This window comes from Paenibacillus alba (genome assembly GCF_013204855.1).
Lineage (GTDB): Bacteria > Bacillota > Bacilli > Paenibacillales > NBRC-103111 > Paenibacillus_E > Paenibacillus_E alba.
On record NZ_JABMKZ010000032.1, the window covers coordinates 59,825 to 72,663 of the forward strand.

Genomic DNA, 12,839 nt, shown 5'->3' on the forward strand with positions numbered 1-12,839 from the left:
GTGCTATGATGACTTCAGAAGCATTTATTAACCACAATAGGGAGGCTGAATTCATGAGTTATTTTGATAACATTCAACCGATTAAGTACGAAGGCCGCACATCCTCGAACCCGCTATCCTTTAAATTTTATAATCCGGACCAAGTTGTTCTAGGCAAAACTATGCGCGAACACCTGCGTTTTGCAATCGCTTACTGGCATTCTTTCTCAGCGAATGGCTCTGATCCTTTCGGCAGCGGCACGATGGTTCGCGCTTGGGATCAATATTCAGGCCTGGAGCTGGCCCAAGCTCGTGTTGACGCTTGCTTTGAGCTGCTGAACATCCTCGATGTCGACTATTTTGCCTTCCATGACCGGGATATCGCGCCTGAAGGCGACACTTTGCAGGAAACGAACAAGAACTTAGATGCCGTCGTCGCGATGATTAAAAATAAAATGGCGTCCAGCGGCAAGAAGTTGCTCTGGAATACAGCAAATATGTTCACTAACCCGCGCTTCGTGCACGGTGCCGCTACAACGAATAATGCTGATGTCTTTGCGTACGCTGCAGCTCAAGTGAAGAAAGCTCTCGACCATGCCAAAGAGCTTGGCTCTGAGAACTATGTTTTCTGGGGCGGCCGTGAAGGCTACGAAACTTTGCTCAACACCGACCTCGGTCTGGAGCTCGACAATTTGGCTCGCTTCCTGCACATGGCGGTTGATTATGCCAAAGAAATCGGCTATACCGGTCAATTCCTGATCGAGCCTAAACCAAAAGAGCCTTCCAAACACCAATATGACTTCGATGCGGCTACGACGCTTTCATTCTTGCAAAAATATGATTTGCTGCCTTATTTCAAATTAAACCTGGAAGCCAACCATGCTACGCTTGCTGGCCATACCTTCGAGCACGAGCTTCGTGTTGCTCGCGTCAACGGCATTCTTGGTTCCATTGATGCGAACCAAGGCGACTTGCTGCTCGGCTGGGATACCGACGAATTCCCAACAGACCTGTACGCGACTACCCTCGCGATGTACGAAATCCTGCTCAATGAAGGCGGCATCGGCCGCGGCGGCGTAAACTTCGACGCCAAGGTTCGCCGTACTTCCTTTGAGCCTATCGATGTGGTCTATTCCCACATCGCAGGTATGGACGCGTTCGCTCGCGGCTTGGAAGTTGCCGCCAAATTGATCGAAGATCGCGTATTCGACAACATTTTGGATACGCGCTACGCTTCCTTCAAATCCGGCATCGGCGCGGACATCGTCTCCGGCAAAGCAGACTTCAAATCTCTGGAAGCTTACGCCCTACAGAACAACGGCGCCATCGTGAACCAGTCCGGTCGTTTGGAATTAATCAAAGCCACCGTGAATCAGTATCTGGTCAACTCTTAAGTCAAGAGAGTTCCAGCTTCCTCCTGCATCGCCTCAGGTACACGCCAAGCTTGCGCGTATCTGGGGCGATTTTTTGCTGTGCTGTTTTCTACCTACAGCTTGATGAATATGACTATTTGCTCGGCTGCTGCTTCCCAATTTTCACCAACATGACGGCTATCACTGCGGTGGCTATGACCCGCTATCATCTGATCACTCCACAGACCACAAATTAAACGGTGCCTGTGGCCCCCGGCTATCTCAATGACCCGCGTGTGAGCACCTCATCTTTTTCCAGCTAAGAAGAACTGTGGTACGCTATTTGACCATTTACGCCCCATTATCCAGCTCTAGAGGAACTACGATCCGCTAAATCCACATTTCCCGCCTGTTTGCCCCACTTTTTTAACAATTAGCGTATACTAGTTCCCTTTCACCGCCAATTGGTTACCTTTTCCTCTAAATAGAGGATCATAGTTCTTTTTCAACTCATTAGAACGAGGTATTCGCCACTGGCTTGCTAAAGAGTAAACTGACAAGGAATTAATCCTGAAACCCCTTTTTCTCGCGAAAAAACCACCGGTTGAAAAAAAGCGACAACTGCAAAGTCGCCCATATGCTTAGAAACGTCCAATACCAGTTCCAAGAATGATAGCGGATCACGTCCGTATAGGACTCAAGCAGGAGTTCTGTGAGCGTTATTCCTGCGGGATAAGCCAGGATGTATAGGAAACGAACCCCTAAGCTTTTGGCGGCGGGGTAGTAGATATTCAAATAGACGGCAATCGCCGGATAGCCCATAATTTCAAAGGTTAGACTTGTATAATTATGTTTAAGTTCTCTAACGGGGTAATCCAACCAATCATTTTGAACAACAATAAGCCCTAGAATCCAGGTTAAAAACTGTTGAAATAGAAAAGCTACCTGCGCCTTGCGGCGATGCTGTTTAGGGATAATGAGCAAACCAATCAGGGAAAAGATCCATACAGCTATGATGATTATGCGATCAACCGTCAAGTTCATAGTGAATGTGCTACCTTTCCTGATGTGTTTTCTTTTGGAAAAACCATATTCCGTATAATCTCGTCATATTTATAACGATCAGTGTTACCAGCATCTGAAGATAGACATTCAAATGAATATAGCGCAGGAGTTCTGTATATTTAGAGATACAAGCAATGTAAATACCTCCGCCAAGAACAAACATTATTTGATACAGCACCTGTAAACCGAAGCTTTTATGATTAGGGTAATAGAGGGAAAACAGCGTTGATAAAAACGGAAATAGCAAATAGTTGTTCGTGAAATTACTCCCCGAGGCCGCGGGAAATTCGCGAATCGGATTTTCTAGCAAGCCCCACTCAACGAACATGACACTTAGGATCCAAGTCAGCAATTGATTGGCAAGAAATAAAAGGATAGCTTCCCTACTTCGATGCTTGGGTATTAGAATTGGTATGAGAACGATGCAAAGCACCCAAACCCAGATCAAAATAGCTCGTTCAACTGTCATATGCTCAGCCTTTCTATGCGAATTAGCTCATTATCCCAATATGCCCGATTTGCTTCTGTTTATCCCTACAACAAAGAAGTTTAGCTCATTGTCATGAACTAAACTCCATCGTCATTTCCTGCTTTATTTCCACGTTTTTTATAGCTCTTCGAATTTAGGCTCAACCGGTTGCAACGGCTCATCATCGTTATTATCACGGACGGTTTTCTGTAAGACAAAAGAAGACATTGTAAGGAATAACGCTGTAACGGCATAGTACCCTTTAACCGAAAGAAGCTGTTCTAAGTTAATGATTCCGATGAACATCCCTAGAAGCGCCAGCGCGAAGGAACTCCACGCCAAGAAAGTGAAAGCTGCTGTATTCCGCTTGCGGCCGACGTAGCCATCCTCCAAATTATCACGGATTACTTTCTGCAGAACAAAGGCGGACATCGTGAGAAATAACGCACATACCGCGAAATAGCCTTTGACACTCAGTGATTCTTCCAAGGTATAGATACCGATGAACATCGCCAGAAATGCGCCAATAAAGGATGCCCATGCCATGAATGTGAATGCTGTTGTATTCCGTTTCCGAATGTTGTTCATCTCCAAAATCCCCCTGTGGTTGCTGCTGCAACGCTGTAGTATGCTGCTCTTGTTCCTTATTATAGGAGATCGTTTTTCTTTCAGATAGTACTATTTACCAGTAGTACCAACCCAAATAACCCGCTCGAGCATAGGGCTCAAACGGGTTTCTATACAATCTACTCCTCAATCACAAACCGCAACTCCAAAAGCAAGATGCTCCCAGAAAACCTCCTGAATATGTTTAGCCTCTTCATGGGCGCAAGTTACAAGTATAATGACTTCGGATTTCTTGGTTTTCGCTTTCGTTATCGCGGTCTTCTTCTGATGCAGGATATCTATGATAAAACCAATCAGGAAACCGACTACAGCACCAATAATCCCCCATAGAATGGCTCCTCCCTTCAAAATAAACCCATAGGAAGATCCGATCACTGTACATGCCGTAGCCAGAGCAACGCCAGCATCGAATAAGCTGATCCCATCCGAACTATTGATGCTGTCGAACATCTTGGGCTTCTTTGGTCTTTCCTGCAAGGGGACGGCATAGATGCGTTCTTTGGGAATACCCAGCTCTTCCAGCGCAGTAATCGCCAGTTCCAAATAAATCGAATGGTCGAATGATGCGATGACATGCATGGTAATCACCCTCCTCCTTTTTGTTGTGGCGATTGTGGAAATAGGAATTGAGGATGCTGGTAATCCGCTTTTAGCATGACAGCCTGTTCATGATCAAATAGCTTGTTATATTCAACCGTATTCACATAAGTATCATAGACAGCAAAGCCATAAATCGAAGGTAAAAACAAGATCCAGTGCATGGTAACCACATTCGCCGAGCGCGTTAAATCCCCTAAAATCAAAAAATGAATGCCTTCCAGCAAATGCGACCAATAGCAGAGCATAATCCAGTTGCCAAGAACAAAAAAAGCCATAATGATGCGATGTGTAAACAGCTGCCCCATGCCCGGCATTAGCAAGGACCATATCACCCCTAACGAAGGTGAGCGTTTATCAAGGTAGTTAATTTCCATGCCAGCCATTTTGAAAGGTGCGATCGGCGCATTTTCCCTTTTGGCCAGGATGTATTGATGATTTAAATCAATGGAGGTGCGGTAGCTGTCATAGATCGCGAATAAATAAACAGGCGCGTAAAGCGACATCCAACGAAGTTGAATGACGTCGTTAGCTTGCTCGAAGTGTCCGATGAAGGTATAGACCATAGCTTCGTTCAAATGCATCTGAGTATTGATGAACATTTCCCAGCCAATCAGAAGAAACCCGCGAAAGTATTTGGATAAGAGCAGATGACCAAAACCTGGAAAGGCGGCAGACCACCACATCATAATGAGTGGATTGCGCAGATGCAACTGCGTGATGCCCAGCAAGCTAAGAAACGCAATTTGGCGACGAGGTTTAGTTCCCATGAACAGCATCCTTATGAGTGGATTTCCAATTCTTGTAGTATCCGCTTTCCCCCGTAAGATATACATCTCTGCCATAATCCTTATCAGGGCGGGGTTTCTTGCAATTGCATATAGTTTCCATAGACATACACCCATCCACCTCTAGACGAATATGGTAAAAGAAAAAGGTAGGCTCGGATCCAATCCTTCAAGCTTACAAAGAAAGTGAGGAACTCCCATGCAAATTCACGTTGTCCAGAAGGGACAGTCGCTATACCGTATTTCGCAGCTCTATGGTTCATCTATAGAAGCCATTGCAGCGGCCAATGAGATGATACCCAGCGAGACATTGGTCATCGGACAGGCATTGGTCATTCCAATTGCAGGCTCCTACTACTGGGTGCACGCTGGCGAAAGCCTCTATATGATTGCCGCAAAGCTAGGACTCGACGGACAGACCTTGGCTGAGATGAATGGCGTCCACCTCTATCAGCCTCTCCCCATCGGCTTTCGCCTGTTCATCCCACCCACTCCGCGTACTCAGGCGGAAGTGAATGCTTATTTGGAGCCTAGAGGCACGGATGTAGCGCCAACTTTGATTCAGTCTGCCAAGGAAGCAGCCCCTCATCTAACGTACCTAGCTCCCTTCAGCTTCCGCATCCAGCGAGACGGCACACTGCATGCCCCTCCGCTGGACGATCTTCGTGCTATCACAGCTCAAAATAGCGTCACATTGATGATGGTTGTGACCAATCTGGAAAATGACCAGTTCAGCGCAGAGCTCGGACATATTTTCCTTACAGATGAAGCCGTTCAGAATCGTTTGCTTCAGACGATTCAATCGACCGCTAAGCAACTTGGCTTCAAAGACATCCATTTTGACATCGAGCATCTGTTCCCCGATGATCGCGAAGCCTATAATCGCTTTCTTCGAAAGGCAGCCGATCAAATTCATCAAGAAGGCTATCTGATGTCCACCGCCCTCGCCCCCAAAACAAGCGCAGCTCAAGCCGGCCAGTGGTACTCCGCGCACGACTACAAGGCGCATGGCCAAATTGCGGATTTTGTCGTGATTATGACCTATGAATGGGGCTACAGCGGCGGCCCCCCTATGGCGGTATCTCCCATTGGTCCTGTCCGCAAAGTACTAGAGTATGCGATTAGCGAGATGCCCGCCTCCAAGATCATGATGGGCCAGAACCTCTATGGCTACGACTGGACACTGCCTTTCGTGAAAGGCGGCGCTTTTGCCAAAGCCGTCTCTCCCCAGGCTGCCATACAGATAGCCCGTAAATATCATTCGCAAATCTTGTACGACTACACGGCTCAGGCGCCGCATTTCAACTATTGGGATGAAAATGGCAAGGAGCATACCGTATGGTTCGAGGATGCCCGCTCCATTCAAGCAAAATTCAACCTGTTGAAGGAGCTTGGTTTACGCGGAATCAGCTACTGGAAGCTTGGTCTGAAATTCCCGCAGAACTGGCTGCTCCTTGAGGATCATTTTAAAATTGTGAAGCGAGCTTGAGCGTCAGGCAGTCTCCTGATACAGGCAAAGAAAAGAGGATTCCCTCTTCGCGACTGGGAAATCCTCTTGTCTTCAAATGCGGAATCGAACAGCCGCTTGCTGAAGCTGTTCGGCCATATCCGACAATAGTTTGGAGGAAAATGAAATCTCCTCCATCATCGCGAGCTGCTCCTCATTCGCTGAAGCTGAATCTTGGCTTGATGCCGCCCCTTGATTGGCGGATGCCGTGACCCGTTCCATTTGCCTAACAACTTCATCGCTGCGCGTTGTGACATGGGCAATGGCTGCGCCCACATCCTCCACCTTTTGTGAAACGCCGCCAAAAGCTTCCTTCATAAAAATAAGCGACTCATTCACTTGCTGAGAGGCATTCACACCATCTTCCGTAAGTTTCATCCCTTGTGTCATCACCTTGTTGACGGCTCCCGTTTTGCGCTCTATCTCATGCAAAAGACGGGCAATCTGCTTAGCCGCCTCGTTCGTTTGGGCAGCTAACTTGCGGACCTCTTCAGCGACTACACTGAAGCCTTTTCCGCTATCCCCCGCCCTAGCCGCTTCAATCGCTGCATTCAGAGCCAGTAAATTCGTTTGCTCTGCAATTTCTGCAATAACGGAAGTAATCGAGCTGATTTCTCCACAGCTGGAGCGGAGCTCACCCACGATCGTTCCGGCCGCCGACACCTCATCGAAGACAAGTCCAATTCGCTCTCTCATCCTCTGAACGGAGTCCATCCCTGCAAGAGAAGAATCAGCAGCCGTCTCGGCAAGCTGCGCCATATGAAGACTGTCTCCTTGGATGACAGCCATTTCCTCTTTCATCACTTGTATGGTCATTAAAGTCTCTGTGGCAATCGTCACTTGCTTCTGTATGCCTTCAGCGAAGACATCCGTTGATGCCGTAATGGTTTCGGCCGCCAGTTTGCTTTGCTCGGCATGGCCGGCAAACTGCTCAGCTTGCTGCGCGAGTATATGCGCGCCATGCTGCACATCGCCGATGAATGCCCGCAGGCTGACCAGCATGGCATGGAAAGAGCGATTCAGCATGCCGACCTCATCTTTCGCGATGGCACTACCCTCTTGCAGGGAGAGATTGCCCGCCTCCGCTTCCGCCATAAGCGCCTGCATGGCTTTCAGCGGCTTAACAATCAACGTAGAAATCCACCTGCCAATCGAATAAAAGACGACGACCGCTATCAGTGAGGACACAATCAGTGTCCATATCAAAGTCGTGTACTGATGTTTACGCTCCTTATTCAGAACCTCAGAGATTTCCAACCGATCTTGCTGCAAGCTGTCCATGTAACTATTGATGTCTTCCATTGTGCTTTTGATGTGTGACTTATAATAAGAATAAGCCTCTTTTTCCTGACCTGCGGCTGATAGTGCTTTTACCTTTTGCTTATCCTCCTCGTAATCGAGCAAAGCTTTGTTAAGCTTGGACATCCATAGCTCAGCCACCGGCTCTCCCTGCAGCGATATCTCGTAATCCTTCAATAATTGGTTCGTTTGCACACGAACTTTGGCCATCTCATTGTCCAGTACATCCTTGTAGTGGGCATCAGGTGTTAGAATCAGCTCCAGAAGACTGTTATTCATCGTATGGACATTGCTCTCCACTTGATTGATCCAGGTTGTAGGCAAATAATCATTTTCATACATCCTTTCGGCATTGCTGTTCATATTTCTCAGGAAAAAGAAGCTGGTCACCGTCAATATAATGAGAAAAACAACCGCTACTACATTTAAAGCCAATATTTTATTGCTTATTTTCATATCCGCAGCTATTCGCTTCACCTGATAAACCCTCATTTTCTTCTCCCTCTCTTTGTCAATGATTTCTACATAAACTAACTGTATCATAGATTTGTAAAGTGCAAATAAAATCAATATTAATATTATGTTATTATACTTATTTTGTTGTTTTTAGTTGCATTTCTATAAGACTATTAACTTTATTATCCGCTGGATGAATGCAGGTATTTATTGTGACTTCTATTCACTTTCCCCTTCCGAAAGCCGATAATAATAGAGTTCCATAATTTTCTTAGCGTTTTATATATATAAGGGAACAACAGGAGGAAACAGAGCGTGAAGTCTAGACACAGTAAGTGGTTGTCGATGGTCATTATTTTCATCCTTGCGAGTCAAACCTTAGTATCAGGAATCGCGTTGGCTGCTGAAGAAATTTCCAAACTCGTCATGAATAAGAACGAGCTCTCGCTGCAGGTCGGAGATACCGCAAATCTGACGGCAACCGCTATTTTCGTAAGCGGCTCTACAGAAAATGCAACCGTCAAGACCGATTGGAATTCCGGTACGCCGGATGTTGCGTCCGTCTATGCAGGCGTCGTGACCGCTAAGAAAGAAGGCAAAGCAGTTATTACTGCTACGTATATGGGTAAAACCGAAATTGTGAATGTCACGGTCAGCAAAAAGGTCAAATCCTTAACCAAGAATAAGTCCTCTTTGGATCTTCGTTTGAATGCCACCGAGCAACTCGTAATTACAGCCTATTACGATGACGGAACATCCGAGGATGTAACCAGCAAGGCGGATTATACCGTAGATTCAAGCTCTATCATTACCGTGACCAACGGATTAGTTAAAGGTCAGAATCCCGGCAGTGCAATCGTAACCATTAAGTACATGAACCAATCGTTGACCCTACCGGTTGATGTAGAGGTTGTGCGACGCATTGATGCCGAGAAATCAGAAATTTCTCTCCTGCTTAATGGCACAGAGAAAATTAAACTTATGGCGACATATCCGGATGGTACGGTTGCTGACGTTTCCGAGAAAGCCGTTTGGACAACGGACAAAGAGAATGTAGCCGATGCGATCAAGGGTACAGTTACAGGCTACAGTGTCGGGACAGCGAGCTTAACCGCTAAATACGGCACAAAAACAACAACAATTAAAGTCGATGTAGATAGTACGCTCAAACTCGAATTAGACAAGCAAAGTATCCTATTAAAGAAAAATGCAACAGGTACGCTTAAGTTGACTGCAACTTATGCAAATGGCACAAAGGAAGATATTTCAGACCGTGCGGAGTGGACTTCCAGCGCTGCCAACATCGTGCAAGTAACCAAAGGAACGGTTTCTGCCGTTGCTACTGGTGAAGCTACGATTTCTGCCAAATATGGCGAGAAGGTCATTACAGCGAACGTGGACGTTGAAGTTCCTCGTCGACTCGTTGTTAACACAGACCTTCTAAGCATGCAAACAGGTCAAGAACAAACACTTAGCCTCACTGCTACGTATGCCGATGGAACAACTTCCACAGTTACCGATGGAGTTACTTGGACCGTAGATGATGATTCGATTGCTTTTGTCACCAAAGGTAAAGTAACTGCCTATAAACCAGGTGTTGCTACAGTAACCGCGACGTATGGCGGCAAAACGACAACAACCAAGGTTGAAGTGGACATCCCAACGATGATCAAGCCAAGCAAGAAAATCGTCAATCTGCAAATTGGCGGCTCTGAGCAGCTTGTCTTGATGGCCTCTTTCAAAGACGGCCGGGAAGTGGATGTCACCTCCAAAGCAGAGTGGACATCGAGCTCCAAGGAAGTCGCAGAAGCACGCAACGGGGATATCTCCGGTATTGCAACAGGCGCGGCAACAATTACTGTGAAATACGGTACGCGTACCGCGGCGATTCAAGTATCGGTAGGCGTTCTGAAGAGTCTGACCATCAGTCCAGAAAAGCTGGTCATGAAAAAAGGCGATGCCGTTTCTTTGAAAGCAACTGCCGTATATACAGATGATTCAACCAAAGATGTAACCTCCGACGTTATCTGGACAAGCAGCAATGCCAAAGCAGCTACCGTTGAGGCAGGAAAAGTGAAAGCTGTCGCATCAGGAGAAGCTACGGTGTCGGCACAACTGGACAGCAAAACGGTTACGTTATCCGTCCAAGTCGACATGGCCAACGATCTTACGGCGAACGTCAACAATCTTGTTTTTGACTTAAATGAAACAAGATCTATCATATTAACCGCGGTAGATTCGGATGGAGCTTCACGCACCGTCACGAATGAAGCCGAGTGGAAAACCAGCAACAGTGCAATCGCAACAGTTTCCAAAGGGCTCGTTACACCGATATCCCGAGGGAAAGCAACCATTTCAGCCGTATATGGCGGCAAAACGGTGACCATTCCCGTCGAAATCGGTGTGATCCAGGCCTTAGCTGCAGATAAGACTTACATCGTTACCAAAAGCGGTGACCAAGTCCAAGTGAAGCTCAAAGCGACATTGACGGACGGGACCATCAAAGATGTCACAGAAACCGCAACTTGGAAAGTATCCGCATACAAGCTTGGAACGGTCACGAATGGACTTTTCACAGCAACAGGCTCAGGTAAAACAACCATTACCGGCTCCTTCGGCGGCAAAATGGTGGCGATTCCGGTAGAAATCGATTCCCTCAAATATTTGAAAACGGATATTGTAAAAGTTGAGCTTCAAGAAGGCAAAACAGCTACAATTGCAGCAATTGGCACCTACACAGACGGCACTGAAGAAGATGTAACCAAGCCAAGTCTATGGACATCCTCCAACATTATGATCGCGGACGTGAAAGATGGCGTCATCCGAGCAACAGGTAAAGGAACAGCTAGAATTACGGTTACCTATTCCAACATGAGAACTACGGTTCAAGTGACGGTTACGAAATAAATAAAAAGAGCTGCCCAGTAAGTAGGTAAAACTACTTGAGGGCAGCTCTTTTTCTGTTTTCACAGCTTGAAAGATTTTTCATCTGGAGGAAGCTGTCTTATCACTCGCCTATTTTCCAACATACCACTTAGACTGACGGCTTAGTCTCATTAAGATACAGGAAACCCACGCCGTGATCAAAATCTTTTCCACTTATCGCGTAATCCAGCACGGCTCGCTGCAGGCTTGAGGTGCGAGGAGCAGAGTGCAGATCCACCGGCTTTTCACCGAACACTCGCTGAAAGATTTCATCCTTATCCACATCCGCGTGCACAAGTGTAAAAAGCTTCTGAAATTGAACAATGTTGGATTCCGAAGAGAGAACTTGACGCAAGGAAGGTCCCAGCAACCAGGATGAACAGACGAACGCAGCAAACGTTTTGTCCGGAAAATAGGTTTTAAAAAAGCGAACAGCCTCGTGCATCGATTCCTTGCACAACTCCGAGCTCAGTTTGCCTCCTTCCTGAACGTGCACCTCAAGAACAGGCGTATCCTCGAACAGTACGAGCTTCCACTCTTGCGGATCAAGCTGGATCATTTGCGGCATGACCTCTCCTTGCGAAGAGATTGGATTGCCCACGATTTCGTGAGAAGTTGGCTCCTTTACATTAGCTACTATTTGCAGATGACCCGTTCCATGATGAAGGTAAACCCATACTTTCATTTCCCAGCGCGGCTTATGGATGTATTGCAACCTGCCTATCTTGAATAGGCGGCACTGAACATGATGAAGAATCCAACCGATCTGGCTAAGCCCCCATCGTCCGTGCTTGCCGTAGTAATCATTCATCCACACGTGAAGGTCAGTAAACGTATCAACTAGTATGGAGAATGGGATTCCAATAGCCCTATACTGCTTTTGAACAAAGGGAATTATGGCAAAGATCATCACAGCAGCGAACATCCCTGCTTGCTCGCCCATTTCTGATTCTACGGAAGACAGAAGTGGGATAAGCTCATCGGAATTACTGTCACCTTCAAGGAGTTGAAGCAGACGATGATGACATAGCGTAGCATGCTCACGGAGCTGTTCATTATTGTTAATCTTATCTACGGCCAGATCATATGCTTCCCATATCGCATCAGGCAATTGAAGGATAGGATTGACTTCATTCTTCATCTTTCATTCTCCTTGCAGCTCTACTGTCGTTTTGTCCACATCGTATCATCAAATGATGAGACCCGTCGATATGACCTTGGAAAAGGGCGCTTTTACCCCATACATAAGATTCTGTACATAGGGGAATATATCGTTACCTGCATTTACAGACTTCAACAAGGGCTTGGAGGTATGAATCATGTTCCCGCGTTATATAAAACTAGCTTTGATATCTTTTCTGTGTATAACCACCCTGCTTGGGGCTCATCATTATCGGACACATTCCCTTAATCAGCACATGATTGCCCAGACAGCAAGCTGGGAAACCGCTAAACAAGGTTCACCGACTTTCTTTCAAACAAATCCGTTCGGCATGCCTGGTGTGGATGCCCGAAAAGAGACGCAAAACAGCCTAAGCAATCACGCCGCGGCCTATGGTCTTACGCCTCCTACTTCTTTCAAAGCTTTGAATGTCCCTGATCAGACATTGAATTCGAACAACGAAAAAGCTTCGTCAGGTTGGAATTACTTAGGACTGCTAGGGTTGCTTGGTATGCTTGGGCTCAGCAGACGCTCGGATTCCCCGCATTCCGATTAATGTATGGGTCGATGGCTAACAGGAGCAAGATTCCCATCTGGGGACAGGCTCCTTTTT

Annotated in this window: 11 protein-coding genes and 1 pseudogene; 4 read left to right on the top strand and 8 right to left on the bottom strand. The window is 46.6% G+C overall.

Features of this window, described 5'->3' with window-relative positions; translation table 11 throughout:
- The first annotated feature begins 53 nt into the window (after window positions 1–53).
- Window positions 54–1,373: a xylose isomerase gene (xylA, locus tag HQN90_RS28770; RefSeq protein WP_173225417.1), complete on the top strand. Its 1,320-nt coding sequence runs from the start codon at window positions 54–56 to the stop codon at window positions 1,371–1,373.
- A gap of 522 nt (window positions 1,374–1,895) precedes the next feature.
- On the opposite strand, the gene HQN90_RS28775 is transcribed toward xylA, so the two are convergent.
- From HQN90_RS28775 to HQN90_RS28795, 6 genes and pseudogenes are all read right to left on the bottom strand, one after another.
- Complete coding sequence (locus HQN90_RS28775; protein ID WP_173225420.1) at window positions 1,896–2,375, bottom strand: CBO0543 family protein; 480 nt, start codon at window positions 2,373–2,375, stop codon at window positions 1,896–1,898.
- 10 nt (window positions 2,376–2,385) lie between these two features.
- Window positions 2,386–2,865, bottom strand: coding sequence for a CBO0543 family protein (locus HQN90_RS28780; RefSeq protein WP_173225423.1), 480 nt, complete (start codon window positions 2,863–2,865; stop codon window positions 2,386–2,388).
- 138 nt (window positions 2,866–3,003) lie between these two features.
- A complete protein-coding gene (locus HQN90_RS39735; RefSeq protein ID WP_326071489.1) occupies window positions 3,004–3,258 on the bottom strand; it encodes a YiaA/YiaB family inner membrane protein in 255 nt (84 codons plus the stop codon).
- Window positions 3,250–3,444: pseudogene (locus HQN90_RS39740) on the bottom strand (YiaA/YiaB family inner membrane protein); the annotation flags it as partial. The gene HQN90_RS39735 and the pseudogene HQN90_RS39740, both read right to left, overlap by 9 nt.
- A 174-nt stretch (window positions 3,445–3,618) precedes the next feature.
- On the bottom strand, window positions 3,619–4,071 hold the full coding sequence (locus HQN90_RS28790) for a hypothetical protein (RefSeq protein ID WP_173225426.1): 453 nt from the start codon (window positions 4,069–4,071) through the stop codon (window positions 3,619–3,621).
- 5 nt (window positions 4,072–4,076) lie between these two features.
- A complete protein-coding gene (locus HQN90_RS28795) occupies window positions 4,077–4,859 on the bottom strand; it encodes a hypothetical protein (protein ID WP_246362894.1) in 783 nt (260 codons plus the stop codon).
- Window positions 4,860–5,076: 217 nt separating this feature from the next.
- On the opposite strand from HQN90_RS28795, the gene HQN90_RS28800 reads away from it, so the two are divergent.
- On the top strand, window positions 5,077–6,366 hold the full coding sequence (locus HQN90_RS28800; RefSeq protein WP_173225427.1) for a glycoside hydrolase family 18 protein: 1,290 nt from the start codon (window positions 5,077–5,079) through the stop codon (window positions 6,364–6,366).
- Window positions 6,367–6,438: 72 nt separating this feature from the next.
- Here HQN90_RS28800 and HQN90_RS28805 read toward each other — a convergent pair whose 3' ends face one another.
- Complete coding sequence (locus tag HQN90_RS28805; protein ID WP_173225430.1) at window positions 6,439–8,175, bottom strand: methyl-accepting chemotaxis protein; 1,737 nt, start codon at window positions 8,173–8,175, stop codon at window positions 6,439–6,441.
- Between the two features lie 279 nt (window positions 8,176–8,454).
- Between HQN90_RS28805 and HQN90_RS28810 the strand changes: the two genes are divergently transcribed.
- Entirely contained in the window at window positions 8,455–11,046 is a 2,592-nt protein-coding gene (locus tag HQN90_RS28810) for an Ig-like domain-containing protein (protein ID WP_338042400.1), read from the top strand.
- Window positions 11,047–11,173: 127 nt separating this feature from the next.
- On the opposite strand, the gene HQN90_RS28815 is transcribed toward HQN90_RS28810, so the two are convergent.
- A complete protein-coding gene (locus tag HQN90_RS28815) occupies window positions 11,174–12,205 on the bottom strand; it encodes an acyltransferase domain-containing protein (RefSeq protein WP_173225433.1) in 1,032 nt (343 codons plus the stop codon).
- A gap of 178 nt (window positions 12,206–12,383) precedes the next feature.
- On the opposite strand from HQN90_RS28815, the gene HQN90_RS28820 reads away from it, so the two are divergent.
- Window positions 12,384–12,782, top strand: a complete 399-nt coding sequence (locus HQN90_RS28820) for a hypothetical protein (RefSeq protein ID WP_173225436.1) — start codon at window positions 12,384–12,386, stop codon at window positions 12,780–12,782.
- The last annotated feature ends 57 nt before the right edge of the window (window positions 12,783–12,839 follow it).

Coding starts and splice junctions, on each gene's coding strand:
- HQN90_RS28795 (WP_246362894.1), bottom strand. CDS start 4,859: ATGGGAACTAAACCTCGTCGCCAAATTGCGTTTCTTAGCTTGCTGGGC.
- HQN90_RS28800 (WP_173225427.1), top strand. CDS start 5,077: ATGCAAATTCACGTTGTCCAGAAGGGACAGTCGCTATACCGTATTTCG.
- HQN90_RS28780 (WP_173225423.1), bottom strand. CDS start 2,865: ATGACAGTTGAACGAGCTATTTTGATCTGGGTTTGGGTGCTTTGCATC.
- xylA (WP_173225417.1), top strand. CDS start 54: ATGAGTTATTTTGATAACATTCAACCGATTAAGTACGAAGGCCGCACA.
- HQN90_RS28805 (WP_173225430.1), bottom strand. CDS start 8,175: ATGAGGGTTTATCAGGTGAAGCGAATAGCTGCGGATATGAAAATAAGC.
- HQN90_RS28775 (WP_173225420.1), bottom strand. CDS start 2,375: ATGAACTTGACGGTTGATCGCATAATCATCATAGCTGTATGGATCTTT.
- HQN90_RS28790 (WP_173225426.1), bottom strand. CDS start 4,071: ATGCATGTCATCGCATCATTCGACCATTCGATTTATTTGGAACTGGCG.
- HQN90_RS28820 (WP_173225436.1), top strand. CDS start 12,384: ATGTTCCCGCGTTATATAAAACTAGCTTTGATATCTTTTCTGTGTATA.
- HQN90_RS28815 (WP_173225433.1), bottom strand. CDS start 12,205: ATGAAGAATGAAGTCAATCCTATCCTTCAATTGCCTGATGCGATATGG.